Raw genomic sequence first — 26,751 nt, forward strand, 5'->3', positions numbered from 1 at the left:
CTTGTTCGGGTTCAAGCAGATTCACCAGGGTGCCCGGCCCGGGGCTGGCCACCGTCTTTTGTTCCATCCACAGGAGTTTTTGCATGAGCTACCCCCACACCCGTCTTTTCATTGCAGGCACATGGCAGGATGCTGCGGACGGCAAGACCATTGCCGTGCACAACCCCGCCACTGGCAAAGAAATTGGCCGGGTGGCCCACGCGGGCAAGGCCGACCTGGACCGCGCCCTGGAAGCCGCCCAAAAAGGCTTTGAAGCTTGGCGCGACATCCCCGCCGTAGACCGCGCCAAGACCATGCGCCGCGCGGCCGCATTGATCCGCGAACGCGCCGAATCAATAGCCGCCATCATGGTGCAAGAGCAGGGCAAGCCCCTGGCCGAGGCCAAGGTCGAAACCATGTCGGCCGCAGAAATCATCGAATGGTTTGCCGACGAATCCCAGCGCGTGTATGGCCGCATCGTGCCCTCGCGCAACCTCAAGGCCCAGCAGCTGGTCATCAAAGACCCCGTGGGCCCCGTCGCCGCCTTCACGCCCTGGAACTTCCCCATCAACCAAGTCGTGCGCAAGCTCGCTGCCGCCCTGGCCGCAGGCTGCTCCATCCTCGTCAAGGCGCCTGAAGAAACCCCTGCCAGCCCCGCTGAGCTGATCCGCGCCTTTGCCGATGCAGGCGTGCCCGCTGGCACCGTGGGTCTGGTCTATGGAGATCCGGCCGAAATCTCCAACTACCTCATCCCCCACCCAGTCATCCGCAAGGTCACCTTCACGGGTTCGACCCCCGTGGGCAAGCAACTGGCCGCCCTGGCTGGCAAGCACATGAAGCGCGTGACGATGGAGCTGGGTGGCCACGCCCCCGTCATCGTGGCAGAAGACGCTGATGTCGAGCTGGCCATCCGCGTGGCCAGCGGTGCCAAGTTCCGCAACGCAGGGCAGGTGTGCATCTCGCCCACACGCTTTTTGGTGCACGAGAGCATTCGCCCTGAGTTCGTGGCGGCCTTCGCTCGCCACGCCCAGAACCTGAAGGTAGGCGACGGCCTGGCTGAAGGCACGCAGATGGGCCCCCTGGCCAATCCGCGCCGCATTACCGCCATGACTGACCTGCTGGCCGACGCCGTGCAGCAAGGCGCCCAGCTGGCGGCAGGTGGCCAGCGCATTGGTACGGAAGGCAACTTCTTCCAGCCCACCGTGCTCAACGATGTGCCCCTGTCGGCCCGCATCTTCAACGAAGAGCCCTTCGGCCCCGTGGCCGCGATTCGCGGGTTTGAGAAGATCGAAGACGCCATTGCCGAAGCCAACCGCCTGCCGTTTGGCCTGGCCGGTTACGCCTTCACCACCTCGCTGAAAAACGCCCACCTGCTGGCCCAGCGCCTGGAAGTGGGCATGCTCTGGATCAACCAGGCGGCTGCGCCTGCGGCTGAGCTGCCCTTCGGTGGCTTGAAGGATTCGGGCTATGGCTCCGAAGGTGGCTCCGAGGCGGTGGAGGCGCACTTGAACACGCGCCTGGTCTCGATCATGAACGCGTGACGAGTCTGCCTGTGCCCGCACGTTGCAGTTGCCCCCGCTTCGCTCCCGTGAGCGCCTGCGCATGAAGTACATCATCCCTCTGCTGCTGGGCCCTTTGCTGGTGGCGGCGTTCGCCGTCGCCTATTGGGGGCCGGTGCGGGGCTATAGCGTGGAATGCAGAAAAGACGTGCAGATCACTTGTGCCATCGAACGCGAAACGTCTTCGGCCACCACGGCCCATCGGTTCACGCTGGGCAGCGACCCGAAAGCGGTGGTGCGCGTGAAAGACGTTCGCAAGGGGCCAGACCGGATACTGCTGTACCTGGTTTCCTCGGTGGGCGAGGTCTTTGCGGCCGAGTTCGAGGGAGGCAGCGCACTGTCTGAAGCAGAGGCGGCGGCTGCGCGGCTCAATGGCGTGTTTGCTGCCACACAGCCTAGTGAGGCACGGGTGGACGTATCGCCCCCCGCCTATCTGCGCTGGATGCTGTGGGGCGCCGTGGCCTTCTTGGCGCTGCTGGTGCTGGCGGCTCACCGCGCCATGCAAACCAAGCCTGCCGCTACGCCGCCCGGCGCCTGAATAGCCTGGCGGCGTAGCCGCGTGTTCAGCCTCCTTGCGCCATGCGGCTGCGGGCCGTTTGCGCTACTTGCTCCAACGAGCGGCCGTTGCGCTTGATCAGGCTGATCAGCACATGCACGCCCACTGCCAGGGCGAGCAGGAAGATCGCCCCCAGCCCCCAGATGCCCCAGGCCAGCACGGTCACGGCGCCCGCCAGCGCGGGCACGCTTTCCAGCACGCCTTGCAGCATCGGGCCTGCGAAAGTGACCCAGCTCTCCAACGTTTGCAGCAGCTCGGGCGGTATCCACCCTTGCAGCCACGCAGGCATTAGCACGGCCTGCACTGATGCAGCGCCTGCCGCACCGGTTGCCAGCGCACCGGCGCTGGACATGGCCCACACGGTGAATGCATGCACGCCCCAGCACAGCAGCGACCAGATCGCCAGCAACGACAACGAGACAAACCAGCTGATGGCATAGAACATGGATCGTTTCCTTTAGTGAAATACAGGCGTGCAGTATGGGGATGGCGACGAGAAATAGACACCAGCCTGGCTCGAACCTAGTATTCGGTTTTTTCGAACCGGAGGGTGCATGCTCAACTACCGCCACCTGTACTACTTCTGGATGGTTGCCAAGGAAGGCGGCTTTGCCCGCGCGGCAGACCGGTTGCAGATGGCCGTGCAAACCATCAGCGCGCAGGTGCGAGAGCTGGAAAAGTCCCTGGGGCACCAGCTGCTCAAGCCCTCGGGCCGCGGCGTGGCGCTGACCGAGGCGGGCCAGGCGGCCTACGCGCGGGCAGAAGCCATCTTTCAGTTGGGTGAGTGCATCACCCAGGAAGTGCGTGAAGCGGCCAGCAGCCCGGTGGCGCGGCTGTCGGTCGGGCTGTCGGATGGCATCTCTATTGATCCGGCACGGTTTATTGCAGAGTCCCGATGCCGTTCAACTTGAGCCCGTCGAGGGGCTTCGACACCTCAGCCCGAGCAAGGTTTACGAATAAAGCCTGCCGGATCAATAAACTGGCGGCACATGCGCTGCTGGAGCCCGTGCTGGCCCACCCCCAATTGCGACTGGTGTGCCACGAGGGCGAGTTTGACGAGCTGCTGTCCGAACTGGCGCTGCACCAGCTGGACGTGGTGCTGGCAGGCCAGGCCGCGCCGCGCAACCCCAACCAGCGGCTTTCCAGCGAGCGCATGGCACGCACTGCGGTGCAGTGGTATGGGCCAGCCTCGCTGGTCAAAAAATCAGCGCGTGACCGGTTTCCGCAGTCGCTCCAGGAGTTACCGGTGCTGCTGCCCACCGTGCATTCGCCGTTGCGCACGACCTTGGACGGGTGGTTTCACGACCTGGGCCTGCGGCCCCGGGTGGTGGGCGAGTTTGAAGACAGTGCCCTGCTGGCGGTGTTTGCTGCGCGTGGGCTGGGGGTGTTCCCCGTCAGCCAGCTGGGCGCGCAGGATGTGGGGCTGGTGCGCGGGCTGCGCCTGCTGGGTGACAGCCCCGACATTCATGAAGAAGTGCACGCCATCTGGTCGCGCCGGGGGCAGCACCATCCCCTGGTGCGCCAGATGGTGGCTGCTGCGCACGGGGGCGGCTCGCCGCAGTAGGCAAGATGCCGGTGCCTCAAGCCTGGGCTGCGGCTTCTTCCATGTGCCAGCGCTTCAGCGCCGCCTCCATCACCCACGCCTCGGCTGATGCCACATGCTGGTCTGCGGTGGCGGCCGCATCGGCAAAGTACAAAACTTTTTGGCGCAGCACGGCATCGGTCACTTCGTCCAAGAGCGCGGCCAGCGTGGCATCGTCGATGTGGCCTGTGAGCAAACGCCGGTCGCGCATGCCCATCAGCAGGTCTTCGCACAGCGTGTGCAGCACCTTGCCGAATGCGCTGGGTGGTAAGCCCAGCTCGCGCTCAATGTCGCGCCCATACAGGGCATCCATTTCAGAGCGGCTGACATGGCCGTCGGCAATCAACAGCAGCGCAACGATGCGTGCGGCGGCCTGGGGACTGTTGCGGGGGTAGCTGCGCATGGGGTGGTTTCCTCCAAGTGTGGGTGGCTGGTTTTGAGGGTGATGGTCAGTCGCCGTAAGGGCGATAGCGCTGCCTTTGGCGCTGTGGGTGGTGCGGCAGGTGGCGCTCATCCCGCACACGCACGGGTACCAGGACGGGCGCCCGTGTGGTGGTGCTGCGTTGAGACCAATGCCAAAGCCTGTGCACGGCCTGGTCCCACAAGGCCCGCAGGCGCTGCAATAGCGTGGGGCGCAAGGTGCGAGGGGTTTTCATGGAGCATCTCCTGGGTGGTGAACACAGCCTTGAATGTGTGGCTTCCCATCCGCGCAACCAAGCAGGGTTTTTGTGAGTGCTACGTTGGTTTTATCGAAATGACTTGAATGTCGCTAGAGGCGGCGACACAGGTTTTTTGGAGGCCATGTTCTGAGAAAACCTGCTGTGACGGCGGCATGTCCGGCACTAAGGTGAGGGCTCCAACCAAGGAGAACGCTGATGCAGATACTTTTCAAGTCTCGCCACCCCGAAGCCGCCTTGATGCGTGACACCGTGGAGCGCCGCGTGCGGTTTGCGCTGCGGCGATTGAATGCCCTGGTGCCCAGGGCCGATGTGCAGTTGGCTGATGTGAATGGCCCCCGCGGCGGGCTGGACAAGCGCTGCCAGATTGCCTTGCGCACCGATGGCGCGGGCGAGGTGGTGGTGTCTTCGGTGGCAGGCGATTGGCGCACCGCGTTGGACGAAGCCCTGGCCCGCGCGGTGCGGCATGTGCTGAAGGTGTGGCGCCGCGCCACTGTGGCGCGCAGAGGCCGCCACCGGCCGCTGGCCCTGCAAGGGTGAGCGCCGCCGCACTGGCTTACCGTCAGTGCCAGCGGCACCATTCAAGTTGGTGCTATTAAAAATATAGCTGCTTGCGCTTGTTTATCAAGCGCTGGCGGCCATTTTCATTCAATGGGCGTGGGCCGCAGGCAGCGCGGGCGATGCCATGCCTTCTGCTTGCACAAAGCTCAGCGTGATGAGGTGGCTGACCTCGCCGTACTTCTGGCCCTGGGCCTCGCCAGGGGTTTTGTCGCTGTGCTTGACCTCGGCCACGTACTGGCCCTTCCAGGGCAGGGCGAAGGTGACGGTGCCGTCGTCGCCGCTGGTGGCTTCACGCGCCCAGCCGGAGGGGGACACCAGTTCCACCTTGGCCTTGGGCAGCGGGGCGCCGTTGAACACCACCTTCAGCTGGCCGGGCTTGCCGGTGGGAACGAGGTCTAGTGCAGCCGTGGGTGCCACGGGTTTGGCCAGGCTGGCCACCCAGCGGGCGGTGGGCTTCCACAGCAGCGGGGGCAGGTTGGCCTTGGTGCGGTCGATGAGCGGGTAGGCAGCGTCGGCGAACAGCGTCTCGGCATTCGCGGCGGTGGTGTAGGTGAAGGCTTCTTTGGTGAGTTGACCTTCCACGCGCTGCTTGGCACCTGCCACCGTTTGTTCCAGCACGGGCACACCGCTGAACTTGTCGAGCCGACCGGGCGAGGTTTCGCGCACGTTATCGTTGTATTCACCAAAGTGCAGTTTGGCCTGGCTGCCGCTGTGCTCCAGCCACACCTGGTGGGCTTGTGCGGCCAGGCCGGTGGTGGCGAGCAGGGCGGCGGTGATCAGGCTGCGGGTCAGGCCTGTGGTGCGGGTGTTCAAACGTTGGTTCATGGCAGTCAGCTCCTTGCGGTGGGTTAAAACGGGTTTGCAGAAATCACAGGGCGAGCACGTCCAGCCCCACGCGTGTGGGGATGAAAACGCTCATGTTTTGATAGCTGCCTGCGCTTGCTAAATAAGCGCTGGTGGCTGTTTTGACTTAAAGTTTTTGGGTGCAGCCCATGCTGTGCAGCGGGCTGCACAGAGCCTGCGCCCAGTGAGCGTTCGGAGGCTTAGAAGTCCACGCTGGCGCTCAGGCTCACGGTGCGCGGGGCGCTCACCGTCAGGTAGCCCGAGCCGGGGTATCCACCCACCGAGGCCCAGTAGTTCTTGTCGGCCACGTTGTCGATGCGCAGGCGCAGGGTGACGAGCTTGCCCTGCACTTCGGAGAGGTAGCGCACGCCCAGGTCCAGCCGGTTCCAGCCGCCCACCTTCAGGGTGTTGGTGGCGTTGGCGTAGCTCGATCCGGTGTGCACCAGGCGGCCGTCCACAGCCAGGCCGCGCACGCCGGGCACATCCCATTCGGCGCCGATGTTGGCCTGCACCTCAGGCACGCCAATCACGCGCTTGCCATCGGTGGTGGCAGAGCCGGTGGCTTGTTGTTTGGCGTCCAGCCAAGCCAGGCCGCCCAGCAGGCGTAGGCCTTGGGTGGCTTCGCCCTGCACGGCCAGCTCCAGCCCCTGGTGGCGGTCTTTGCCGTAGGTGCCGAAGAGGTTGCTGCTGTTCACAAAGGCCCGGGGCTTGTCGGTGCTGAAGAAGGCCAGGCTGCCACCCAAGCGGCCCGCGTCGTACTTCACGCCCACTTCCTTTTGCTTGGCGACGTAGGGCTTGAGCATCTCGCCCCGGTTGGCAGCGGTGCTGGGTGCGGTTTGGCCCTGGCTCAGGCCTTCCACGTAGTTGGCGTAGAGCGACACGCTCTTGTCCAGCTTGACCACCGCCGCCAGCAGGGGACTGGTGCGGTTTTGCTCGTAGCGGCTGGTCAGCGCGGCCGTGCCGTAAGCGTAGTTGCCGATATCGATTTTTTGATGGCGCACACCAGCGGTGAGCAGCAGGCGCTTGTCCAGTAGTGTGAGCGTGTCGCCCACGGCAAAGCTCGTCAGCCGCGTGGTACCGGTGCGCAGTGGGTGGGCCAGGTCACCGCCGTACAGCGTAGCGCCGCTGAACGCTGGCAGGTTGGTGGACACAGGGCCATACAGGTTGGTGGCCAGCGTGTTGCGCGAGTCCATGGCGTAGGCGTTCTTCTTTTCAAAGTCGTACACCGATGCCGTGGCCACCCATTCGTGCCCCACGCTGCCGGTCTGCAGCTTGCCGCGCACGCCCAGCTCGCCCGTGTTCACGCTGTCTTCGCGTGTGTTGTCAAAGCGGTAGGCGGTGGCGGCGCCGGTGCTGCCGTTGTTCACGGTGATATTGGCCAGCGAGTTGGCCTCTTCGCTGCGGCGCGCACCGGCAGCGGCCCAGGCGGTCACGTCGGGCGTGATGTCCCATTCGCCACGGAAGGTGCCGAAGGTGTCGCGCTCGTTCGAGTAGCTCCAGGGCTGAGCGTGGTTGCTCTGGTTGTTGGGCACCGTGGGCACGCTGGTGACGCCAGCCCCCAGCGTCACGTTGGTGCGGGTGCGCTTGAGCTGGTGGTCTTGCAAGCCAATGTCGCCCGACAGGCGCACGTCGCGGCTGCGCCAGTCCAGCCCCACAGCCAGCAGGCCCAGCTTGGCGTCTTCGTCGTTGATGGCGGTGCCGCCGTTGTGGGTGGCTGCGTTGACGCGCACGCCGGTGTTGCCATCGGGCCCAAAGCGGCGGGCAATGTCGGCCGCCAGTTGCGTGCTGCCGCCGCTGCCCACGCCAAAGCTCACGCGGTTCAGGGGCTCGTTGGGTGCGCGCTTGGGCAACAGGTTGATGCTGCCGCCGATGCCGCCGCCTGCGGGGCTGGCACCGTTCAAGAAGGCCGAAGCGCCGCGCAGCACTTCCACGCGCTCAAACAGTTCGGTGGCGATGTACTGGCGTGGCAGCAGGCTGTACAGGCCGTTGTAGGCGGTGTCGTCCGAATCGAGCAGGAAGCCGCGGATGAAGTACGCCTCCTGGAAATTGCCAAAGCCGCGCGCCACGCGCACGGTGGGGTCGTTCTGCAGCACATCGCCCACGCTGCGGGCATGGCGGTCCAGGATCAATTCGTTGGTGTAGCTGATGGCCGAAAACGGCGTGTCCATCGCATCGCGCGTGCCCAGAATGCCCGCACGCGCACCACGCGCCACCTGGCCGCCAGGGTAGGCGGGCGACAGGCCCTGGGCCGATGCGTCGGCACTGGCGTTGACCGTGACGGTGGACAGGGCCTTGCCCTCGCCCGCCGTGGCGGGAGCCGCGGTGGGCTGGGCATGCAGCGCGGGTGTGGCCAGGGCCAGCACCATCGCAGCCGCAGCCAGTGCAATGGGGGTGGCAGACAGCGCAGTGCGCAGCACAGGGGCGGCGCAGGGTGACGGTTGGTAATGCATGGAGGAGGCGATCAAGGAAACAAGAAATTCAGCGTGGAGATGCGCTGGACGTGCCGGATGAATTGGTGGGTGATGTGACGGCGTGCGCAGTGGCTGGGGATCTGCGGGGCCAGCTGTACCAGCCCATCACCGCCACCGGCACACCCAGCGCTGCCCACGACCACCAATCGCCCCAGGTGTCAGACACCAGGGCCGTGAGCAGCCCGGTGGTGGAGAGCACGCCCATCACGATGGGCCAGCCCCACAGGGCCCAGAAACGGCGGTGCTTGTTCATAAAGCGCCCTGGGTGGAGCGCGCGGCGCCCGATGCAGGCAATGCGCCGCCTGCAAAAACGCCAGCAGACTTGTCCGCCGCGTGGGCGGAAGGGCTGGCCGCCTGCACACCCTTGCGCAGCCACAGGTACAGCCCACTGCCCAGCACCACGATGGTGGCAATGTCGAGCAGCGCCCAGAGGATCTTCATCGGCATGCCGCCGTAGTCGCCAAAGTGCAGCGGCTGCGACACCAGTAGCGCCGTCAGGTACCACGGCAGCGCGGGTGACGCGGTGACCTGCGCCGTGCGCGCATCCACCAGCACGGGCTTGAGCAGCCTGGAGGTGAGCGGCTCATTGCCGCGCAGGAAAAACGTGTTGTGGTGTGGGCTGGAGAACGCCGTGCCCGGGAACGCAATGAACGACAGCTTGGTGCCCGGCGCCTGGGCCTGTGCAGCCTCCAGCGCCTGCTGCAGCGGCCCGCGCTCGGCAGCGGGCACGATGGGCTGGCCCTCATACGGCTTGAGCAGCACCGACAGCTGGTCGTACTGCCAGTATTTGATGAGCAGGTCGGCCCACGTGTTGATCATGCCCGTGCCGCCCACCACAAACGCCCACACCAGCGTGACGATGCCCAGCAGGTTGTGCAGATCGAGCCACTTCACGCGTGTGGAGCGGTCCCGCCGCACCTCGCCAAACGCCAGCTTGCGCATGAAGGGCGCATACAGCACCACCCCGGTGACGATGGCCACCAGCAGCAGCAAGCCCATGAAGCCCAGGAACAGCTTGCCCGGCAGGCCTGCGAACAGGTCCACATGCAGGCGGAACATCACATGCATGAAGCCCTCGTCAAACCTTGGCTGCGCCAGCACCTGCGCTGTGCGTGCATCCACCGCCACCGAGCGGAAATCATCGGTGGGCGCAGGCGTGGGCGTGAGGGTGACGAACCACACGTTGTCATCGTCCTCCGCGTGTGATGCGAACTGCACCACCCGATCCGGGTGCAGCGCCTGCGCGGTGGCCAGCACCTGGTCGAGGCTGGCGCGCGGCGTGTTGGCGGGCATAGCGGGGGCCTCGACCTCAGTGCCCAGCAGGTGGCCGATTTCGTGGTGAAAGATCAGCGGCAGGCCGGTGATGCACAGCAGCAGCATGAAGACGGTGCACACCAGGCTGGACCACTTGTGGGTCCAGCTCCAGCGGCGAAGGGCGGTGGGGCTCAGCATGGGATGAGAACCTTGTTGAGCGAGTGGCTACCCCAAGGGCTACGAGTTTCAAAGCGCTGCGCAGGCACGCACTGAAGGGCCAGGCGCAAGGCGCCGGCCACGCCGGATGGAACAGAGAGAAGGGAGTGTTTCAAGCCAGGCAACCCGAATACATCTGATGACGGAGGGAGCTGGCTGCAGCCGAGAGAAAGGGCTTTGGCTTGCGTTAACCAAATTTTATCTCACAAATGAGAATGATTCCTGATCAATAGTTGTGATTTTGCAAATTTGGTTTTGTGTTGATGTTTTCTTGCGAATCGATAAAAACAAATTGACCGACATGATAAAAACCCAAAAAATTGATCCACATCAATGAACAAGGTGATATGCCATGAACCGCAACCGCATGACCGTTCGTAGAAAACTGAGTCTGGCCTTTGGCCTGATGGTGACCCTGATCCTGCTGGTGGCGGGGATTGCCATCTTTGACATGACAAAGCAGCAGGACCTGTTCCACGACTACGTCGCCGGCATCAATGCCCGCGCCCATCTGGCGAAAGATGTGCAGTCGGCGGTCAACCGCCGTGCTGTTGCGGCGCGTAACCTGGTGATAGCCACCACGGAATCAGATCGCGCGGCGGAGAAGCTCGCGGTGAACAAAGCCCATTCTGATGTTCAGGACCGGTTGGCTCGGTTGAAAGAGATGGCCGCAGCAGGCCAAGTGCCGACACACATCAAGACGCTTGTGGACGACATCGACAAGATCGAACACGCCTACAGCCCTGTGGCGTTGAAGATCGTGGATCTGGCGCTGAACGGCCAGCGGGATGAGGCCATCACCATGATCAACGAGAAATGCCGCCCTCTGCTGGCAACTTTGATTGCGAAGACCAACGAATACCAGGCTGTCACTGACGAGCGATCAGGCCAGCTTGTGCAGCAATCTGAGTCGGACATGGCCGCGCAGCGCACGTACCTGGTTGCCCTCGCTTTGGCGGCAGCATTGGTGGCGCTGATTTCTGGCTACCTGATCACACACAGCCTGTCCCGTGTACTGGGGGCTGAGCCTGATGCGCTCAGTGATGCCGCGCGCCGCGTGGCGAACGGTGACCTGTCGAAAATGGACGGAGCGGACACCGCCATCCAGGGGAGCGTTCTGGCTTCTCTGAGCGCTATGCAGCAGAACCTGGCGGACATCGTTGCCAAGGTGCGCGGCGCATCGGAGTCCATCGCCATGGGCACGTCCGAAATTGCACGCGGAAATATCGACCTGAGCCACCGTACCGAAGAGCAGGCCAGCGCCCTGCAGCAGACGGCCGCCACCATGGAACAGTTCAGCACCACGGTCCTTAACAACGCTGAGAACGCCAAGGCAGCAGGTCAGTTGGCCATGACCGCAACCACCGTCGCCACCCAGGGGGGCAACGTGGTGTCGCAGGTGGTGGACACCATGCGGGGTATCAGCGACAGCTCTCACAGGATTTCCGACATCATCGGCGTGATTGATGGCATTGCCTTTCAGACCAACATCCTGGCGCTGAACGCCGCCGTGGAAGCCGCGCGGGCGGGTGAACAAGGGCGCGGGTTTGCCGTGGTGGCCGCTGAGGTGCGTAACCTTGCGCAACGCAGTGCCACGGCCGCCAAGGAGATCAAGGCATTGATCAGCGAAAGCGTGGAAAAGGTGGTTGCCGGTACCCAGCTGGTGGATCAGGCAGGCCAGACCATGGACGAAGTAGTTGGCGCCATCCAGCGTGTGAAGGAAGTTGTGGGGCAGATCAGCGCTGCCATCTCTGAGCAGAGCTCCGGCGTGTCTCTGATCGGCCAGGCGGTGAACCAGATGGACCAGGTCACGCAACAGAACGCAGCGCTGGTCGAAGAAAGCGCGGCCGCCGCGCAGAGTCTGGACATGCAGGCCCAGCAGCTGATACAGGCAGTGCAGATCTTCAAGATTGAAGAGCAGTCGGGCGCTTCGTTGGTCGGCTACACGCGGCGACCCAGTCTTGGCTATGCGGCCTGAGCCGCTGCGATGTACTGCCCTGATTTGTCCGCCACGCGCTGGAAGTCGGCAATGACTGATGAGTCCACACAACTGATCCAAGAACTGTTCACGCGGCAATTCAACTATTTGCCGCAGGTGGAAAGCCCAGAGCAGCGCAAGGGCACACTGGGAATCGTGAACCTTTTCGCATTGGCTTCCCACATGCTGACGGCCATGTCCGGCACATTGGCCATCGTTTCTGTCGACGGGTTCGGTGAGAACCGAGCGGGTGAGGATGCCGTTCTGCATGACCTGGTGCATCGGTTGGTGGATCTCTCCGTGCAGACGTCCTCGTCATTGAATCGTCTGATCGGCATGACGATGTTGGCGCTGCAAAGCGAACAGATCACCACACCTTGCGCGGCCGAGCGGGAGAGTATCCGCCAGGTGATGACCACCGGATATATCTACATTGATGCCTTGAATGCGGTGACACTGGAAACCACCAACATGGCCCGCTGGCGCGGAGTGTGGGGACGCAAAGCCACTCGTGCCCATCGCCCCGCGCAGTTGGCGCAACACCCCGACCCAGAAGGTGACAAGGCCAGGCAATCGGTGCGCACCTTGATTGCGCAGATCGTGGAGCTGGGGCTAAGGGCTGAACTCTACGACGGCAACTGGAGCATGTGCTGAGCACGGCCCGATCCCCGAGCACTGCGATCCCTGTGACCGCAGGAATCTTTTCGTCGGGGAAATTGCGATATTTTCAGTAGCTGCTGATGCGCTTTTGGCCGGCTGTCAGCGGCATCCTGGATTCAGCAACGACAAGTCCAGTGAAGCGGCGGGTTGACTGAGATGCCTGTGCCTCTTGGCCACGTCAGAAGTACGTGCGCAGCGTGACCTGCAAAGCCCGCGGGGAGCCTGGCAGGATCAGGTTGTCGTTGCTGCCATGCGCCGACACGTAGTACTTGCGGTTGAGCAGATTCTTGATGTTCACATCCACCTCCCACTTTCCCTGCGTGTACTGCAGGGCCGCGTCCACCGTGGTGTAGCCGGGCAGGGTGACCAGGTTGGTCAGCGAGGTGAAGCGCGCGCCCACATAGTTCACGCCGCCGCCCACGCGCAGGCCGTGGCCCAGGTCCTTCATGGCCCAGAGGAAGGCGGAGTTGCGAGGCGTGAGCGCGGGCACCTTGCCCTGGGCCGCGATGGCAGCGGTGGGCAACTGGGTGGAGGTGGTGGTGGCCAGCGACTTCGTCATGCGGCCGTCCAGCCAGGCGTAGCCCGCGCTCACGTCCCAGCGGCCAGGCAGGCGGCCGCTCGCGGTCAGCTCAAAGCCGTTGGTGCGCTGTGTGCCCACGTTGATCTGGCGCGATGGGTTGGCCGGGTCGGTGTTCTTGATGTTGGTACGCTCCAGGTTGAACAGGGCGCCCGTCACGTTCAGCTTGCCGCCCAGCAGGTCCAGCTTCACGCCAATCTCCTTGTTCTGGGTGATTTCAGGCTCGGCGGCCGTGATGTTGGCAGCCAGGGCAAACGCCTCGGCCGAGGGCTGGAACGATTTGCTGTACGACACGTAGTACGACACCGTATCGCTGGGCTGCCACACCAGCCCGGCGCGGGGGCTGAATTTTTTGTCGGTGCGCGAGAGGGTGGCGAGCTTGCGGTCGTAGCGCGTTTCCTGCCCGTACACGTCATACCGCGCGCCAATCAGTGCCTTCCACTGCGGGGCCAGGGTGATCTGGTTTTGCCAATACAGCGCAGCGGTGTCTTGCGTGGTGTGGCTGGGGATGGCGTTGTCGGCGTTGTAGTTGGCCGCAGGAATCACGGGCGCAGCGGCGCTGGGGTTGAGGATGGACACCCGGTCGGCCCCGCCCGAGACGGATTCCGAGCGTTTCTTTTGCTGGCCCAGTTCCATGCCCATCAGCCACTCTTGCTGGAGCCCGCCGAGCTGGTTACGCCAGGTCACGTCGGTCTGGTTGAACACGCCCTTTTCGTCGCGCAGGATGAAGGCGCGTGATCGCCCCACGGTCATGGTGACCGGGTCGGTGGTGCCGCTGGACAGGGTGTTGTAGCGGTCAAGTGCGTAGTCGTAAACGCGGGTCACGTTGCGCACGGACCAGTCGTCGTTGAACCGATGGTTGAGCGTGGCGGTGAACGACTGCATGGCGCTGGTGGTGGTGTCGTCCTGCGCGGCGTTGCTGGAGCCGTAGTAGGTGCCTGCCGCCACGTTCACCGGGCGGCCGTTCAGTGCCGGGATGCCGAAGTCCGTCAGGCGCTTGTCGCGGGCGTGGGTGTATTGCAGCAGCAGGTCGGTTTGCGGCGCGAGCTTGAGGGCCAGCGATGGCGCAAAGTTGTGGCGCTTCACAAACTGCTGGTCGCGGTAGCTGTCAGAGTCTTCCACGGCGGTATTGAGGCGAAAGGCCGCCGTATCGCTGATGCCCACGTTCAGGTCGGCCGTGGCGCGGCGCCAGGCGTAGCTGCCCACGCCCACCGAGGCTTCGCCCGAGGTCTCGCCAAACTGCGGTTTCTTGGTGATGCGGTTGATGAGACCGCCCGAAGATCCGCGCCCATACAGCACGGCCGCTGGGCCTTTGAGGACTTCGATGCGCTCGATGTCGGCCAGGTCGCGGAAGTACAGCGCGTCGTCGCGCACACCATCCACAAACTGGTCGGCAATCGCGGTGAAGCCGCGAATGACCACCTGGTCACGCTGGCCGTCGCCATGGCTCATGGCCACACCGGGCACATTGCGCAGCGCGTCTTCCATCGAACGGGCGCCCTGGTCGCGCAACAACTGGGCGGGCACCACGTTCACGGCCTGTGGCACATCGCGCAGGGGTGCACTGCCTTTGGTGGCGGTAGAGGTGGCCGTGGGTGTGTAGCTGTCGCCCTGCGGGGCGGCCTTGATGGTGACTTCGCCCAGTGCCCTGGGGGCGCTGGTGTCAGCTGGCGTGCCCTGGGCCAGGGCGGTGCCACAGGCCAGCAGCAACACGGCGGCCGCCAGGGGGCTGAGGGTGTGGGCCAGGGGCGCAGGGTGCCGCACGCGGGGCATGGAAGATGAATGCATGGTGGTTCCTGAAACGAGAGTGAAAAAACACAGGGGCGTTGCACAGCCGCGCAGGCCTCTGCCTGCGCACGGCGGCGCCGCATCAAGAGAGCGTTTGCTGGGGGGGGAGAGCCCGCCGGGCTAGAGGCCGCTGACGTACGCCAGCAGCCCTGCTGCCAGCGAAGCGGCGCCCAGCGGCGCAGCGCGCTGGGGCAGCCAGGTAAGGGCCGCGGTGGCGGCCACGGCAGCCACCGACAGGGCGACGGCCCATGCCGTGACGCCGAGGGAGGCTGGCACGCCGGCCGGTGTGCGCGTGGCCAGCCACAGCGATGCCAGCAAGATCACCCAGCCCGCGCTGCGCAGATGGCGCAGTCGCGCGGGGGAAGCCTCGTGGCCCAAGGCGTCTTCGTGGTGTTTGTCCATGCCCAGGGCCATGGCCAGCCAGGCTGCAAAGCAAAACAGAAAGGCAGACATGGCTTCAGGTTCCTGCGGTGATTTCCGAGGCCGCGTTGGGCACGGCCTGCGCTGCCGGTGTGGGGGCTTGGGGCGCCACTGCGTGGGTGCGGGCCGCGCGCCTGGCAGGGGTTGTAGGGGCGGGGCTGCGGCGATGCAGGTGCCACGCCACCGCACCCAGCACGGCGCCCGCGGCCAGGAAGGCCAGGTCCAGCGCCGCCCAGGTCCAGTCGCCCGCAGGCAGCGTGGCGCCCAGGTGGGCGGATGTGGTCAGGGCATTGAGCACGGGCAGCAGCGCCCATGCCGCAGCAGCCAGGCCCAACACTGCCGTCCAGCCCAGGCGGCGGGGGCACAGCAGGCCCCACACCAGGGCCAGGCCCCAGGTGGCGAAGAAGCAGGCCAGCTCGGTGTCTGCACGCTGGGGCAGTTCCAGCGGCAGCAGCCGGTTGGCCGCCAAAAACACCGCGCAAGCCAGCGGCAGGCCCGCCAGGGTGCCAATGTTCAGCCCTGCCACCAGGCGCTCGCCCAGCGGCAGTCGCTGCGGGGCTGGGGTGGCCTGGGCAGCAACCTTGCGCTGGGCCTGCGCGCTGCGTTTGACGGACCACAGCACCATGCCGGTGGCAATCATCAGGCAGCCCAGCAGGCCAAAACCGAACAACGCCCAGCGCAGGCCGGGGCTGGCGAAGCGTGCCATGTGCAGCCCGTACAGCACGCCGTAGGTGGTGACGGCGGCGCTGGTGGGGTTGAGCTCGCCCACGGGTTGTGCGGTGGTGGCATCAAACAGCAGGCGGGGCGGGCGGTATTGCAGGCGGTCGCCCTCGTGGCGGGTGACTTCCACCACCGGTTTGCCTTGGGCATCGCGTCGCGCCTGGATGGAGCCGATGCGGCCGCCGTCCCAGTGCTTTTGTGCGGCAGTGAGGATGGTGGCCACAGGGATCAGCGGCAGGGGCTCGACCTTGGCGCCTGGCTCGCGCCGGGCCCGGCGCTCGGGCTGGTCGCCTTGCAGGTCGGCAAAGTAGGTGTTCGAGTCCACCTTGCCATCCGCCCCGGCATACGCTGTGGCGATGCCGCTGGGCAGGTACATCGAGTGGAAGATCATCAGCCCGCTGAAGGTGATCAGCAAGTAAAACGGCAGCACCAGCACGCCGGAGACGTTGTGTGCATCCAGCCAGGCCCGCTGGCCGCCCTTGCCGGGGCGGAAGGTGAAGAAGTCCTTGAAGATGCGCCGGTGCGTGACCACCCCGGTGAGCAGGGCCATGAACATGAGCAGCGTGGCCACGCCCACCACCCAGCGGCCTTCCAGCGTCCAGCGGCCTTTTTGCGCGGTGCGCAGCTCGAAGTGAAAGCGGTAGAAGAAGTCGCCGCCCATGGACTGGCGGATGTCCACTGGCTCGCCCGTTTGCGGGTTCATGCGCAGGGTTTCAAAGCGGCCATTGCCGCTGCCGCGCCACAGCACATTCACTGCCGGGTCGCGCTCGTCGGGCAGGTGCATGATCCACTGGGTTACGTCTGGCACTTTGCGGTGCAGCGCAGCCAGGGCTTTTTCAGCGGTGTTGGTCTCGGTGCCTGCCGTGGTGGTGGGCAAGCCGTGCAGCTCGGGGTGCGTCCACAGGTTCAGCTCGTTTCGGAAGAACGACAGCGTGCCCGTGAGGAAGATGGCAAACAGCAGCCAGCCCAGCACCAGCCCCGCCCAGGTGTGCAGCCACGACATGGCCTGGCGAAAGCCTTCGCGGTCGTTGGGGGTCTTGGTTGGGGTCTTGGCCCTTGCCTGTGCGGGCAGGGCGCTCTCAGTGGTGGGCATCGTGCTCATGCCGCAGCCCCCAGCCAGCGCGGCGCCATGGCCATCGCGCCCATCACGGCGGCGGGTGCCAGCATGCCCAGCCAGGCGCCCCAGCTGGTGCGTGCATAAAACACCCAGGCCACTGCGGCGGCGTACACCAGCCATGCCAGCATGGTGGCGGTGAGCACGGCATCCACCCGGGGCATGGCCTGGGCCAGCGCCAGCGACAACGCCCCGGCAAACGCTGCCGTCAGTGCATAGCCCCCCAACGCGGCGGCCAGGGTGCGCGACAAGACGGTGAGGCGGTACCGCCAGTCCACTCGGGCCGTTTTCATGGCTGCACCGGGAGGCTCGGAAAGTGGGTGCAAAGGGGGCGGCGGCAAGGCATGGGCAGGGGCTCCAGTCTGGGTTGATCCAAAGGCTGGCTGCACCCGGCGGGGTCCCGTTCGTGCTGGCTTGCTAGCGCGGAATTCTACAGTTATTGAGAAGCATTCTTATTTTGTTTGTAAAGTTCTGCTTGCGTTGGCGCAAGGTTGCAACAGACCGCTGCGGGTGGAGAGTGAGCGGGCCGCCTGGTGCAGACGAAAAAAACGGGCCCGCAGGCCCGTTCGATGGCGCGGCGGCTGGCCGTGCGCCCCAGAGGGTATCGACTGCCTCAGTCAGCATCCCCCATTTGGGACTGGAGGTAGTTCGGCAAACCCACCTTTTCGATGAGGTCGATCTGGGTTTCCAGAAAGTCGATGTGCTCTTCGGTGTCGTCCAGAATCTTTTGCAGCAGGTCGCGCGAGACATAGTCGCGCACGCTTTCGCAGTGGGCCATGCCTTCTTTGATGGTGGCTTGGGCGCCTTGTTCCGAGCGCAGGTCGCAGGCCAGGATTTCTGGCACATCCTCGCCCACTTGCAGCTTGCCCAGGTCTTGCAGGTTGGGCAGGCCGTCGAGCATGAAGATGCGGTCCATCAGCCAGTCCGCGTGCTTCATCTCGCCGATGGATTCTTCGTATTCCTTCTTGGCCAGCTTGTCGAAGCCCCAGTGCTTGAGCATGCGGTAGTGCAGGAAGTACTGGTTGATGGCGGTGAGTTCGTTCTTCAGTTGCGCTTGCAGGTGCGCGATGACTTGTGGGTCGCCTTTCATGAGGCCTCCTTGTGGGTTATCAACGTGCGATTGTGGAGTGTGCCCCGGTGTCTGACAAGCCAAGCCCCTGCGCGAGTAGCCCCGCTGGAGCCCTCTGCCGAGGGAAAGGGGTAGAGTGCCCCTCGGCGCCAGGGTGGCGTGTCATAGAATAGTCATTGGCAATTGATTCAATCAAATCAATTAATTGGATGCATTGCACCAAAAAGCCTAGACTTCAGTCTGTTCTGTCAACCAACCCCTAAAGGAAACAGCAATGTCCCTGATCAATACGCAAGTCCAGCCCTTCAAGACCGAAGCTTTTGTGAACCGCAACGGCAAGGGTGAGTTCATCACCGTGACGGAAGAAAGCCTGAAGGGCAAGTGGTCTGTTCTGATCTTCATGCCAGCAGCGTTCACCTTCAACTGCCCCACCGAAATCGAAGACGCCGCTGACAACTACGCTGAATTTCAGAAGGCCGGTGCCGAGGTCTATATCGTGACGACCGACACCCACTTCGCGCACAAGGTGTGGCACGAGACATCTCCTGCCGTGGGCAAGGCCAAGTTCCCTCTGGTGGGCGACCCAACCCACCAGCTGACCAACGCTTTCGGCGTGCACATTCCTGAAGAAGGCCTGGCCCTGCGCGGCACCTTCGTGATCAACCCCGATGGCGTGATCAAGACCATGGAAGTGCACTCCAACGAAATCGCCCGCGACGTGTCAGAAACCCTGCGCAAGCTCAAGGCTGCCCAGTTCACCGCCGCCAACCCTGGCCAAGTGTGCCCCGCCAAGTGGAAGGAAGGCGCCAAGACCCTGACTCCTTCGCTGGATCTGGTCGGCAAGATCTAAGCCGCTTCATGCATCGGCTGAGCGCGCCGCAACTGGCGCGCTCCCCAAAGCCGGACAGCGCCACGGTGCTTGCGCCATGCCGTCCGGCTTTTTTTCGCCCGGATTTTGGCCATCAGGCTTGAATGAATCGCCTGAAGCCCTTAAACCTACAAGACCACAACTCGAATTTTTAGGAAGCCACCATGCTCGACGACCAACTCAAATCGCAACTCTCTGCCTACCTGGAACGCGTACAGCAGCCGTTTGAACTGGTGGCTTCTCTGGACGACAGCGAAACCGCCCGCGACATGCGCGAGCTGCTGGAGACCATCCAGTCCCTGCGCAGCGACAAGATCACCCTGCGCACCGACGGCAACGACGCCCGCAAGCCCTCGTTCAGCCTGCAGCGCGTGGGCGCCACCAACAGCCTGCGTTTTGCCGGCCTGCCGCTGGGCCACGAGTTCACCTCGCTGGTGCTGGCCCTGCTGTGGACGGGCGGCCACCCCCCCAAGGTCGAGCAGGATGTGATCGACCAGATCAAGGCGCTGGACGGCGACTTCAACTTTGAGGTCTACATGAGCCTGACCTGCCACAACTGCCCCGACGTGGTGCAGGCGTTGTCGCTCATGGCCATCCTCAACCCCAAGATCAAGACCACAGTGATTGAAGGCGGCGCCTTCCAGGAAGAAGTGACCCAGCGCGAAATCATGGCTGTGCCCATGGTGTTCCTCAACGGTCAGGTCTTCGGCTCGGGCCGCATGTCGCTGGAAGAAATCGCTGCCAAGCTCGACACCGGCTCTGCCGCCCGCGAAGCCGCCAAGCTCAGCGCCAAGGATGCGTATGACGTGCTCATCGTCGGCGGTGGCCCTGCAGGTGCCGCAGCTGCGGTGTACGCCGCCCGCAAGGGCATTCGCACTGGCGTGGCCGCCGAGCGCTTTGGCGGCCAGGTCAACGACACCCTGGGTATTGAGAACTACATCTCGGTGCTCGAAACCGACGGCCCCAAGTTTGCCGCTGCGCTCGAAGCCCACACCCGTGCCTACGACGTGGACATCATGAACCTGCAGCGCGCCGAGAAAATCATCCCTGCCGCCCAACCCGGCGGCCTGATCGAAGTGCAGCTGGCCAACGGCGGCACGCTCAAGTCCAAGACGGTGATCCTGTCCACCGGCGCGCGCTGGCGCAACGTGAACGTGCCCGGCGAGGCCGAGTACAAGAACAAGGGCGTGGCCTACTGCCCGCACTGCGACGGCCCCTTGTTCAAGGGCAAGCGCACGGCCGTGATCGGCGGCGGGAATTCGGGTGTTGAAGCGGCCATTGACCTGGCTGGCGTGGTGGCCCACGTCACCCTCATCGAGTTTGCCGACCAACTCAAGGCCGACGCGGTGCTGGTGAACAAGCTCAAGAGCCTGCCCAACGTCACCATCCACACCAACGCGCAGACCACCGAAATCACCGGTGCCGATGGCAAGGTGAACGGCCTGAAATACAAGGATCGCGCCACCGGCGAAGAACACCTGGTGCCGGTGGAAGGGGTGTTCGTGCAGATCGGCCTGGTGCCCAACACCGAATGGCTCAAGGGCACGGTCGAACTCTCCAAGTTCGGCGAAATCGTGATCGACGCCAAGGGCCACACCAATGTGCCCGGCGTGTTTGCCGCCGGCGACTGCACCACGGTGCCTTACAAGCAGATCGTGATTGCCGCCGGTGCGGGTGCCACAGCCGCCTTGAGCGCGTTCGACCACCTGATCCGCACACCTTCGGCGGTTTGAAGCCAAAATAGCCTCCAGCGCCCACCCAGTAAGCGCTGGTAGCTATATAAAAAGTAGCAAAGCCCAGGCCGCGAAAGTGGCCTGGGCTTTTGACCTTGGGGGGGTTGCTTGCGTTGGCAGCAAATCACCCTGGAGGCCAATCAGGGAAAGCGCCAGGTGCTATCAATGAAATAGCAAATGTGCCGCCGGCCACGGCGGGGCTGCATGGGCTTCAATACATCAGCCGTTCGGGCCGCACTTCCTGCAGGATGGTGGTGGCGATCTCTTCGATCGACTTGGTGGTGGTGGACAGCCAGCGGATGCCGGATCGGCGCATCATCGCCTCGGCCTCGGCCACCTCGGCGCGGCAGTTCAGCAGGCTGGCGTACTTGGAGTTCGGGCGCCGTTCGCTGCGGATTTCGGCCAACCGTTCGGGGCTGATGGTCAGGCCAAAAATCTTCTTTTGGTAGGGCACCAGCGCGGGTGGCAGCTGCTTGCGCTCAAAGTCTTCGGGGATAAGGGGGTAGTTGGCCGCCTTCAGCCCGAACTGCATGGCCAGGTACAGGCTGGTCGGGGTCTTGCCACTGCGGCTCACGCCCACCAGGATCACGTCGGCCCCTGCCAGGTCGCGGTTGCTTTGGCCGTCATCGTGCGCCAGGCTGAAGTTGATGGCTTCGATGCGATCGTTGTATTCCTTGCTGCGGCTCACGTCCGAGAAGCGTCCCACGCGGTGGTGCGACTTGATGCCCAGCTCTTCTTCCAGCGGGTGCACAAAGGTGCCAAACATGTCCAGCAGCATGCCCTTGCAGCCGTCCTGAATCACCTTGAGCACTTCCATATCGACCAGCGTGGTGAAGACAATGGGCTTTTTGCCCTCCACTTCGCCGGTGTGGTTGATCTGGCGCACCACCTGGTGGGCCTTGTCCACCGTGTCGATGAAGGGCAGGCGCACATGGCGCGGCTTGAATTCAAACTGGGCCAGGATGGCGTTGCCGAAGGTCTCCGCCGTGATGCCGGTGCCGTCTGACACAAAAAATACAGTTCGCGAGTGCATGGGGGGCCCTTTTTAAAAGTGTCAGCCCTTTGCCAGAAGCGGGGGCCTACAATTGCCGCAATTATCCAAATTCTCACCATGCGCACCGTCGGCCTACAACCACAACGACAAAGCTGCAGCCTGCGCATGGCCGCTTGCCAGAGGCCACGACGGGCCTGGCATGCAGACCCGGTTTCAACTTCTGGAGCTTTCCCATGTCTGCACTTTTCAGCCCGACCGCCTTGGTCGTACCGTTTGAAAACCTGAGAATGACCGACGTCGAGGCCGTTGGCGGTAAAAACGCCAGCCTCGGCGAAATGATCTCCCAACTGCCGCAAGGCGTGCGGGTGCCCACCGGCTTTGCCACCACCGCCCACGCGTTCCGCGAATTCCTGGCCTACGACGGCCTGGCCGACAAGATCAGCGCCAAGCTCAAGAGCCTGGACACCGAAGACGTGCGCGCGCTGGCCCAGGTTGGCGCCGAGATCCGCGCCATGGTCGAGGCCCAGCCCTTCCCGGCCGACCTGCAAAAAGCCATTGCCGACGAATTTGCCAAGCTCAGCGCTGGCAACCCCAATGCATCGTTTGCCGTGCGCTCGTCTGCCACGGCTGAAGACTTGCCCGACGCATCGTTCGCTGGCCAGCAGGAAACCTTCCTGAACGTGGTGGGCATCGACGAAGTCATGCACAAGATGAAGGAAGTGTTCGCGTCGCTGTACAACGACCGTGCCATCTCCTACCGCGTGCACAAGGGTTTCGAGCACGACGTGGTCGCCCTGTCGGCCGGCGTGCAGCGCATGGTGCGCTCGGACCTGGGCGCGGCCGGTGTGATGTTCACCATCGACACCGAATCTGGCTTTGAAGAAGTGGTGTTCATCACCAGCAGCTATGGTCTGGGCGAAACCGTGGTGCAGGGCGCCGTGAACCCCGACGAGTTCTATGTGCACAAGCCCATGCTCAAGGCTGGCAAGAAGGCCGTGATTCGCCGCAACCTGGGCTCCAAGCTGATCCAGATGGTGTTCTCTACACCCGAAGAAAAGGCAGCCACCCGCAAGCTGGTCAAGACCATTGACGTGCCTGCTGAGCAGCGCAACCGTTACTCGCTGACCGATGCCGACGTGGAGCAACTGGCCCACTACGCGCTGGTGATCGAGCAGCACTATGGCCGCCCCATGGACATCGAGTGGGGCAAGGACGGCACCGACGGCCAGCTCTACATCCTGCAGGCGCGCCCTGAAACCGTGAAGAGCCAGGCCAAGGACCAGGCAGAACTGCGCTACAAGCTCAAGGGCCACGGCACGGTGCTGGCCGAGGGCCGCGCGATTGGCCAAAAGATTGGCACCGGCCCTGTTCGCCTGGTGCACAACATTTCCGAGATGGACAAGGTCCAGCCCGGCGATGTGCTGGTGACCGACATGACCGACCCCAACTGGGAACCCGTGATGAAGCGCGCGAGCGCCATCGTCACCAACCGCGGTGGCCGCACCTGCCACGCCGCCATCATTGCGCGCGAGCTGGGCATTCCTGCCGTGGTGGGATGTGGTGACGCGACCGAGCGCCTGAAAGACGGCACGCTGGTCACGGTCAGCTGCTCCGAGGGCGACACCGGCAAGATCTACGACGGCCTGCTCGAAACCGAAGTGACCGAAGTGCAGCGCGGCGAGATGCCCCCCATCAAGACCAAGATCATGATGAACGTGGGCAACCCCCAGCTGGCATTTGACTTTGCCCAGCTGCCCAACGCTGGCGTGGGCCTCGCCCGCCTGGAGTTCATCATCAACAACAACATTGGCGTGCACCCCAAAGCCATCCTGGACTACCCCCAGATCGACGCCGACCTGAAGAAGGCCGTGGAATCTGTGGCCCGTGGCCATGCGTCGCCCCGCGCTTTCTATGTGGACAAGGTGGCCGAGGGCGTGGCTACCATCGCCGCCGCTTTCTGGCCCAAGCCCGTCATCGTGCGCCTGTCGGACTTCAAGTCCAACGAATACCGCAAGCTCATTGGCGGCAGCCGCTACGAGCCTGAGGAAGAAAACCCGATGCTGGGCTTCCGTGGCGCCGCCCGCTACATCAGCGAAGACTTCGGCGAAGCCTTTGCGATGGAATGCGAAGCGCTCAAGCGCGTACGCAACGACATGGGCCTGACCAACGTGCAGGTGATGGTGCCGTTTGTGCGCACGCTGGGCCAGGCCGAGCGCGTGACCAAGCTGCTGGCTACCCATGGCCTGGAGCGTGGCAAGGACGACCTCAAGGTCATCATGATGTGCGAAGTGCCCAGCAATGCCATCCTGGCTGAGCGCTTCCTGCAGTTCTTCGACGGTTTCTCCATCGGCTCCAACGACCTGACCCAGCTCACCCTGGGCCTGGACCGCGACTCGGGCCTGGAGCTGCTGGCGCAGGACTTTGATGAGCGCGACCCTGCCGTCGAGGCACTGATCCACCAGGCCATCAAGGCCTGCCTGGCCCAGGGCAAGTACATCGGCATCTGCGGCCAGGGCCCCAGCGACCACCCTGACTTTGCACAGTGGTTGGCGAAGGAGGGCATCTCTTCCATTTCGCTGAACCCTGACAGCGTGGTGGCTACCTGGCAGCAACTGGCCGGCTGACGCCTTCCCAGTGGGGCGGCGCATGAGATCGCAGGCGTGAGGGAGTTCTGATCCATGCGACCTTCTGCGCTACGCCCCCAGCAAGCTCCGCCCCGCGAACCCGAACTCGCGGGGCCATTTCCTCCTGATCTGCACGACGTTCGCCACCTGTGGCTCAAGGCAGTTCTGCTGGCTGTGTGGGTGCTGGCGTCGTTTGTCGCCACTTATTTCGCCCGCGATCTGCAGGACATCGTGGTGGGCGAATGGCCCTTGGGCTACTGGATTGCAGCCCAGGGGGCGGTGTTGGTGTTCATCGCCATCGTGGTGGTGTACGCCTGGGCCATGAGCCGGTTCGAGCGGCAGGACGCCCGGGCTGCCAGTGCCGCATCGGCCGAAGGGGCTCACCCGGCGGAGCACCGCCGTGGCTGACCAGGCCCGCCGCAGGCGGGGTTTGCGTTTACCCGCCTGGCTGCGGCCCCACCAGTTTTTCATTTTGTACGTGTTGGGGGTGCTGGGCTTCCTGGTACTCATGACCTGGGCCGAAAGCCAGGGGCTGTCGCGCCACTGGATCGGTCCGATCTTTCTTTTCCTCACCGTGATGGTGTACGCCGGCATCGGTGTGTATGGCCGCACGTCAGATTCCGACGAGTACTACGTGGCAGGCCGTCGCATACCGCCCATGTACAACGGCATGGCGGCCGCCGCCGACTGGATGAGCGCGGCCTCGTTCATCAGCCTGTCGGGGGCGCTGTACTTGCAGGGTTTCTCGGGCACTTCGGGGCAGGCTGGCGGGCTGGCCTACCTGCTGGGGTGGACGGGCGGTTTTTGCCTGGTGGCGATGCTGATTGCGCCACACTTGCGGGCCATGGGCCTCTACACCGTGCCCGATTTTTTCCATGTGCGCTTTGGCGGGCGCTGGCCGCGCATCATTGCAGCGCTGGCGGCGGTGCTGTGCTCGTTCACCTACGTGGTGGCGCAGATCTATGGCGTGGGGTTGATCGCTTCGCGCCTGACGGGGGTGCAGTTCGAGATTGGCATCATGCTCGGCCTGGGTGGCGTGCTGCTGTGCTCGTTCCTGGGCGGCATGCGTGCCATCACCTGGACGCAGGTGGCGCAGTACGTGGTGCTGCTGCTGGCGTTTTTGATTCCCGTGTCCTGGCTTGCCTACAAGCAATTGGGCAACCCCATGGCCCCGGCCGTTTATGGCGAGCAGATCAGCAAGATTGCAGAGCTGGAAACCCAGCTTCTTGACTCGGCGGCAGAGCACCAGGTGGTGCAGGCCTATCTGCGCCGCGCCAAGGAAATGGAGGCACGCCTGCAGGATGTGGAAGGGGCGCTGGAGCGTGAACGCGAACTGGGGCGCGAGCGCATTCGCCAGTTGCGAGCGCAAAACGCCGATGTGGGGCTGATTGTTTCGGCCAGCCGCGAACTGGCCGCCTTGCCGCGCGACGTTGCCTCTGCCCGCGAGCGCTGGACGCGTGAAATGCACGAGAACTACGAGCGTGCAAAACCTTTGGGTGGCCTGCCGCCGCACAGCCAGGCCTATGCGGGCGACCCCAACGGCACGCCCGAAGAGCAGCGCGAATACGAATTGGCTCGCCGCAACTTTCTGGCGCTGATGTTCTGTCTGATGGTGGGCACGGCAGGGTTGCCGCACTTGCTCACACGCTACTACACCTCGCCCACGGTGGCTGGCGCAAGGGCGTCGGTGGCGTGGTCGCTGTTTTTCATTGCCTTGCTGTACCTGAGCGCGCCCGCCCTGGCGGTGCTGGTGAAGTTTGAGGTCATGCAGAACCTGGTGGGCAGCAGCTTTGAAGCCTTGCCCAACTGGATGGCCCAGTGGGCGCGCGTGGACAGTTCACTGCTGTCCATCGAAGACGTGAACGGCGACGGCATCGTGCAGTTTGGCGAGATCCGCCTGGGCGCTGACCTCATCATGCTGGCCACGCCCGAACTGGGGGGGCTGCCTTATGTGGTGTCGGGCCTGGTGGCGGCGGGAGGGCTGGCAGCGGCGTTGTCCACAGCTGATGGTTTGTTGCTCACCATCAGCAATGCGCTGGTGCGTGACCTGTACTTCCGCGGCACCAAGCGCGATGCATCGCCCGAGCAGCGGGTGATCTTGACCAAGTTCACCCTGCTCACGGTGGCCTTGTCAGCGGCCTTTGTGGCGGCGCTCAAGCCGTCAGAAATTCTGACCATGGTGTCTGCCTCGTTTTCGCTGGCAGCTTCGGCTTTTGTGCCGGTGATGGTGCTGGGTATCTTCTGGCGCGGCACTACGCGCAAGGGGGCCGTGGCGGGCATGCTGGCGGGCCTGGGGGTGGCGGTGTACTACCTGCTCTCACACGTGCCCGCCGTGCGGGCTGCACTGCCCGGCTGGCTGTTGGCCGATGGTCTGTGGTTTGGCATCCAGCCCATCTCGGCCGGGGTGTTTGGGGTGCCAGCCGGTTTTGTGGCGGCAGCTGTGGTGAGCCGCATCACCCGCCCCGCGCCCGTGCCCACGGGCGTGCGCCTGGAAATCTGAACCAATAG

At 64.1% G+C, this 26,751-nt stretch carries 23 protein-coding genes and 2 pseudogenes; 12 read left to right on the forward strand and 13 right to left on the reverse strand.

Annotated elements, in window-relative coordinates; all coding sequences use genetic code 11:
* Positions 1 to 83: 83 nt before the first annotated feature.
* Both PQV96_RS04930 and PQV96_RS04935 read left to right on the forward strand, forming a co-directional pair.
* Positions 84 to 1,520 (forward strand): NAD-dependent succinate-semialdehyde dehydrogenase, encoded by a 1,437-nt coding sequence (locus tag PQV96_RS04930; protein WP_207374316.1) that lies wholly within the window; start codon positions 84 to 86, stop codon positions 1,518 to 1,520.
* Positions 1,521 to 1,581: 61 nt separating this feature from the next.
* Positions 1,582 to 2,076, forward strand: coding sequence for a hypothetical protein (locus PQV96_RS04935; protein ID WP_207374315.1), 495 nt, complete (start codon positions 1,582 to 1,584; stop codon positions 2,074 to 2,076).
* A 25-nt stretch (positions 2,077 to 2,101) separates the two neighbouring features.
* Here PQV96_RS04935 and PQV96_RS04940 read toward each other — a convergent pair whose 3' ends face one another.
* Positions 2,102 to 2,539 (reverse strand): hypothetical protein, encoded by a 438-nt coding sequence (locus tag PQV96_RS04940; RefSeq protein ID WP_207374314.1) that lies wholly within the window; start codon positions 2,537 to 2,539, stop codon positions 2,102 to 2,104.
* Between the two features lie 109 nt (positions 2,540 to 2,648).
* Between PQV96_RS04940 and PQV96_RS04945 the strand changes: the two are divergent.
* Together PQV96_RS04945 and PQV96_RS04950 are read left to right on the forward strand one after the other, a co-directional pair.
* Positions 2,649 to 2,960: pseudogene (locus PQV96_RS04945) on the forward strand (LysR family transcriptional regulator); the annotation flags it as partial.
* A 113-nt stretch (positions 2,961 to 3,073) separates the two neighbouring features.
* Positions 3,074 to 3,658 (forward strand): annotated as a pseudogene (locus PQV96_RS04950) (LysR substrate-binding domain-containing protein); the annotation flags it as partial.
* A gap of 16 nt (positions 3,659 to 3,674) precedes the next feature.
* On the opposite strand, the gene PQV96_RS04955 reads toward PQV96_RS04950, so the two are convergent.
* Together PQV96_RS04955 and PQV96_RS04960 are read right to left on the reverse strand one after the other, a co-directional pair.
* Positions 3,675 to 4,079, reverse strand: a complete 405-nt coding sequence (locus tag PQV96_RS04955) for a TerB family tellurite resistance protein (protein ID WP_207374313.1) — start codon at positions 4,077 to 4,079, stop codon at positions 3,675 to 3,677.
* Positions 4,080 to 4,125: 46 nt separating this feature from the next.
* Positions 4,126 to 4,332, reverse strand: a complete 207-nt coding sequence (locus PQV96_RS04960; protein WP_207374312.1) for a hypothetical protein — start codon at positions 4,330 to 4,332, stop codon at positions 4,126 to 4,128.
* Between the two features lie 219 nt (positions 4,333 to 4,551).
* On the opposite strand from PQV96_RS04960, the gene PQV96_RS04965 reads away from it, so the two are divergent.
* A complete protein-coding gene (locus PQV96_RS04965; protein ID WP_044399884.1) occupies positions 4,552 to 4,893 on the forward strand; it encodes an HPF/RaiA family ribosome-associated protein in 342 nt (113 codons plus the stop codon).
* A gap of 108 nt (positions 4,894 to 5,001) precedes the next feature.
* On the opposite strand, the gene PQV96_RS04970 is transcribed toward PQV96_RS04965, so the two are convergent.
* The 4 genes from PQV96_RS04970 to PQV96_RS04985 form a co-directional block, all read right to left on the reverse strand.
* Positions 5,002 to 5,739, reverse strand: coding sequence for a DUF4198 domain-containing protein (locus tag PQV96_RS04970; RefSeq protein WP_242638391.1), 738 nt, complete (start codon positions 5,737 to 5,739; stop codon positions 5,002 to 5,004).
* Between the two features lie 218 nt (positions 5,740 to 5,957).
* Complete coding sequence (locus tag PQV96_RS04975; protein WP_207375667.1) at positions 5,958 to 8,207, reverse strand: TonB-dependent receptor; 2,250 nt, start codon at positions 8,205 to 8,207, stop codon at positions 5,958 to 5,960.
* Between the two features lie 28 nt (positions 8,208 to 8,235).
* Positions 8,236 to 8,481 carry a hypothetical protein gene (locus tag PQV96_RS04980; RefSeq protein WP_207374208.1) on the reverse strand — a complete coding sequence of 82 codons (246 nt, stop codon included), beginning with the start codon at positions 8,479 to 8,481 and terminating at the stop codon, positions 8,236 to 8,238.
* Positions 8,478 to 9,680 carry a PepSY-associated TM helix domain-containing protein gene (locus tag PQV96_RS04985; protein WP_207374207.1) on the reverse strand — a complete coding sequence of 401 codons (1,203 nt, stop codon included), beginning with the start codon at positions 9,678 to 9,680 and terminating at the stop codon, positions 8,478 to 8,480. Before PQV96_RS04985 ends, PQV96_RS04980 begins: the two co-directional genes overlap by 4 nt.
* A 370-nt stretch (positions 9,681 to 10,050) precedes the next feature.
* Between PQV96_RS04985 and PQV96_RS04990 the strand changes: the two genes are divergently transcribed.
* The gene (locus PQV96_RS04990) at positions 10,051 to 11,676 is read left to right on the forward strand and encodes a methyl-accepting chemotaxis protein (RefSeq protein WP_273624757.1); all 1,626 of its coding nucleotides are present in this window, start codon (positions 10,051 to 10,053) and stop codon (positions 11,674 to 11,676) included.
* Between the two features lie 51 nt (positions 11,677 to 11,727).
* On the forward strand, positions 11,728 to 12,330 hold the full coding sequence (locus tag PQV96_RS04995) for a hypothetical protein (protein WP_207374206.1): 603 nt from the start codon (positions 11,728 to 11,730) through the stop codon (positions 12,328 to 12,330).
* Positions 12,331 to 12,514: 184 nt separating this feature from the next.
* Here PQV96_RS04995 and PQV96_RS05000 read toward each other — a convergent pair whose 3' ends face one another.
* The 5 genes from PQV96_RS05000 to bfr all read right to left on the reverse strand — a co-directional run bounded on the left by PQV96_RS05000 (position 12,515) and on the right by bfr (position 18,045).
* Positions 12,515 to 14,701 (reverse strand): TonB-dependent receptor, encoded by a 2,187-nt coding sequence (locus PQV96_RS05000; protein ID WP_273624758.1) that lies wholly within the window; start codon positions 14,699 to 14,701, stop codon positions 12,515 to 12,517.
* Positions 14,702 to 14,821: 120 nt separating this feature from the next.
* Entirely contained in the window at positions 14,822 to 15,154 is a 333-nt protein-coding gene (locus tag PQV96_RS05005; protein ID WP_066786500.1) for a DUF3325 domain-containing protein, read from the reverse strand.
* 4 nt (positions 15,155 to 15,158) lie between these two features.
* A complete protein-coding gene (locus PQV96_RS05010; protein WP_420482203.1) occupies positions 15,159 to 16,934 on the reverse strand; it encodes a PepSY-associated TM helix domain-containing protein in 1,776 nt (591 codons plus the stop codon).
* Positions 16,935 to 16,939: 5 nt separating this feature from the next.
* Positions 16,940 to 17,248 (reverse strand): DUF3649 domain-containing protein, encoded by a 309-nt coding sequence (locus PQV96_RS05015; protein ID WP_198846227.1) that lies wholly within the window; start codon positions 17,246 to 17,248, stop codon positions 16,940 to 16,942.
* A gap of 320 nt (positions 17,249 to 17,568) precedes the next feature.
* Positions 17,569 to 18,045, reverse strand: a complete 477-nt coding sequence (gene bfr, locus PQV96_RS05020; protein ID WP_044399895.1) for a bacterioferritin — start codon at positions 18,043 to 18,045, stop codon at positions 17,569 to 17,571.
* A gap of 253 nt (positions 18,046 to 18,298) precedes the next feature.
* On the opposite strand from bfr, the gene ahpC reads away from it, so the two are divergent.
* Together ahpC and ahpF are read left to right on the forward strand one after the other, a co-directional pair.
* On the forward strand, positions 18,299 to 18,874 hold the full coding sequence (gene ahpC / locus PQV96_RS05025; RefSeq protein ID WP_273624759.1) for an alkyl hydroperoxide reductase subunit C: 576 nt from the start codon (positions 18,299 to 18,301) through the stop codon (positions 18,872 to 18,874).
* A 182-nt stretch (positions 18,875 to 19,056) separates the two neighbouring features.
* Complete coding sequence (gene ahpF, locus PQV96_RS05030; protein ID WP_273624760.1) at positions 19,057 to 20,625, forward strand: alkyl hydroperoxide reductase subunit F; 1,569 nt, start codon at positions 19,057 to 19,059, stop codon at positions 20,623 to 20,625.
* A 211-nt stretch (positions 20,626 to 20,836) separates the two neighbouring features.
* Here ahpF and ppsR read toward each other — a convergent pair whose 3' ends face one another.
* Positions 20,837 to 21,658: a posphoenolpyruvate synthetase regulatory kinase/phosphorylase PpsR gene (ppsR, locus tag PQV96_RS05035; RefSeq protein WP_044399904.1), complete on the reverse strand. Its 822-nt coding sequence runs from the start codon at positions 21,656 to 21,658 to the stop codon at positions 20,837 to 20,839.
* A gap of 194 nt (positions 21,659 to 21,852) precedes the next feature.
* On the opposite strand from ppsR, the gene ppsA reads away from it, so the two are divergent.
* The 3 genes from ppsA to PQV96_RS05050 are packed head-to-tail and all read left to right on the forward strand — an operon-like array spanning position 21,853 to position 26,743.
* The gene (gene ppsA / locus PQV96_RS05040; RefSeq protein ID WP_273624761.1) at positions 21,853 to 24,243 is read left to right on the forward strand and encodes a phosphoenolpyruvate synthase; all 2,391 of its coding nucleotides are present in this window, start codon (positions 21,853 to 21,855) and stop codon (positions 24,241 to 24,243) included.
* Between the two features lie 54 nt (positions 24,244 to 24,297).
* Entirely contained in the window at positions 24,298 to 24,651 is a 354-nt protein-coding gene (locus tag PQV96_RS05045; RefSeq protein WP_273624762.1) for a DUF4212 domain-containing protein, read from the forward strand.
* A 22-nt stretch (positions 24,652 to 24,673) separates the two neighbouring features.
* Positions 24,674 to 26,743 carry a VC_2705 family sodium/solute symporter gene (locus PQV96_RS05050; RefSeq protein ID WP_273625226.1) on the forward strand — a complete coding sequence of 690 codons (2,070 nt, stop codon included), beginning with the start codon at positions 24,674 to 24,676 and terminating at the stop codon, positions 26,741 to 26,743.
* Positions 26,744 to 26,751: the final 8 nt, after the last annotated feature.

Origin of the sequence: Acidovorax temperans, assembly GCF_028596105.1 — a bacterium.
In the GTDB taxonomy this organism is placed as follows: Bacteria; Pseudomonadota; Gammaproteobacteria; order Burkholderiales; family Burkholderiaceae_C; genus Acidovorax; species Acidovorax temperans.

Excerpts from the sequence above, each read along its gene's own strand:
- PQV96_RS04960 (WP_207374312.1), bottom strand. The coding sequence starts at position 4,332 with ATGAAAACCCCTCGCACCTTGCGCCCCACGCTATTGCAGCGCCTGCGG.
- PQV96_RS04955 (WP_207374313.1), bottom strand. The coding sequence starts at position 4,079 with ATGCGCAGCTACCCCCGCAACAGTCCCCAGGCCGCCGCACGCATCGTT.
- PQV96_RS05010 (WP_420482203.1), bottom strand. The coding sequence starts at position 16,934 with ATGCCCACCACTGAGAGCGCCCTGCCCGCACAGGCAAGGGCCAAGACC.
- PQV96_RS04985 (WP_207374207.1), bottom strand. The coding sequence starts at position 9,680 with ATGCTGAGCCCCACCGCCCTTCGCCGCTGGAGCTGGACCCACAAGTGG.
- bfr (WP_044399895.1), bottom strand. The coding sequence starts at position 18,045 with ATGAAAGGCGACCCACAAGTCATCGCGCACCTGCAAGCGCAACTGAAG.
- PQV96_RS04940 (WP_207374314.1), bottom strand. The coding sequence starts at position 2,539 with ATGTTCTATGCCATCAGCTGGTTTGTCTCGTTGTCGTTGCTGGCGATC.
- PQV96_RS04970 (WP_242638391.1), bottom strand. The coding sequence starts at position 5,739 with ATGAACCAACGTTTGAACACCCGCACCACAGGCCTGACCCGCAGCCTG.
- ahpF (WP_273624760.1), top strand. The coding sequence starts at position 19,057 with ATGCTCGACGACCAACTCAAATCGCAACTCTCTGCCTACCTGGAACGC.
- PQV96_RS05015 (WP_198846227.1), bottom strand. The coding sequence starts at position 17,248 with ATGAAAACGGCCCGAGTGGACTGGCGGTACCGCCTCACCGTCTTGTCG.
- PQV96_RS04990 (WP_273624757.1), top strand. The coding sequence starts at position 10,051 with ATGAACCGCAACCGCATGACCGTTCGTAGAAAACTGAGTCTGGCCTTT.
- ahpC (WP_273624759.1), top strand. The coding sequence starts at position 18,299 with ATGTCCCTGATCAATACGCAAGTCCAGCCCTTCAAGACCGAAGCTTTT.
- PQV96_RS04980 (WP_207374208.1), bottom strand. The coding sequence starts at position 8,481 with ATGAACAAGCACCGCCGTTTCTGGGCCCTGTGGGGCTGGCCCATCGTG.
- PQV96_RS04965 (WP_044399884.1), top strand. The coding sequence starts at position 4,552 with ATGCAGATACTTTTCAAGTCTCGCCACCCCGAAGCCGCCTTGATGCGT.
- PQV96_RS04995 (WP_207374206.1), top strand. The coding sequence starts at position 11,728 with ATGACTGATGAGTCCACACAACTGATCCAAGAACTGTTCACGCGGCAA.
- PQV96_RS04930 (WP_207374316.1), top strand. The coding sequence starts at position 84 with ATGAGCTACCCCCACACCCGTCTTTTCATTGCAGGCACATGGCAGGAT.
- PQV96_RS05000 (WP_273624758.1), bottom strand. The coding sequence starts at position 14,701 with ATGCATTCATCTTCCATGCCCCGCGTGCGGCACCCTGCGCCCCTGGCC.
- PQV96_RS04935 (WP_207374315.1), top strand. The coding sequence starts at position 1,582 with ATGAAGTACATCATCCCTCTGCTGCTGGGCCCTTTGCTGGTGGCGGCG.
- PQV96_RS05045 (WP_273624762.1), top strand. The coding sequence starts at position 24,298 with ATGCGACCTTCTGCGCTACGCCCCCAGCAAGCTCCGCCCCGCGAACCC.
- ppsA (WP_273624761.1), top strand. The coding sequence starts at position 21,853 with ATGTCTGCACTTTTCAGCCCGACCGCCTTGGTCGTACCGTTTGAAAAC.
- PQV96_RS05005 (WP_066786500.1), bottom strand. The coding sequence starts at position 15,154 with ATGTCTGCCTTTCTGTTTTGCTTTGCAGCCTGGCTGGCCATGGCCCTG.
- ppsR (WP_044399904.1), bottom strand. The coding sequence starts at position 21,658 with ATGCACTCGCGAACTGTATTTTTTGTGTCAGACGGCACCGGCATCACG.
- PQV96_RS04975 (WP_207375667.1), bottom strand. The coding sequence starts at position 8,207 with ATGCATTACCAACCGTCACCCTGCGCCGCCCCTGTGCTGCGCACTGCG.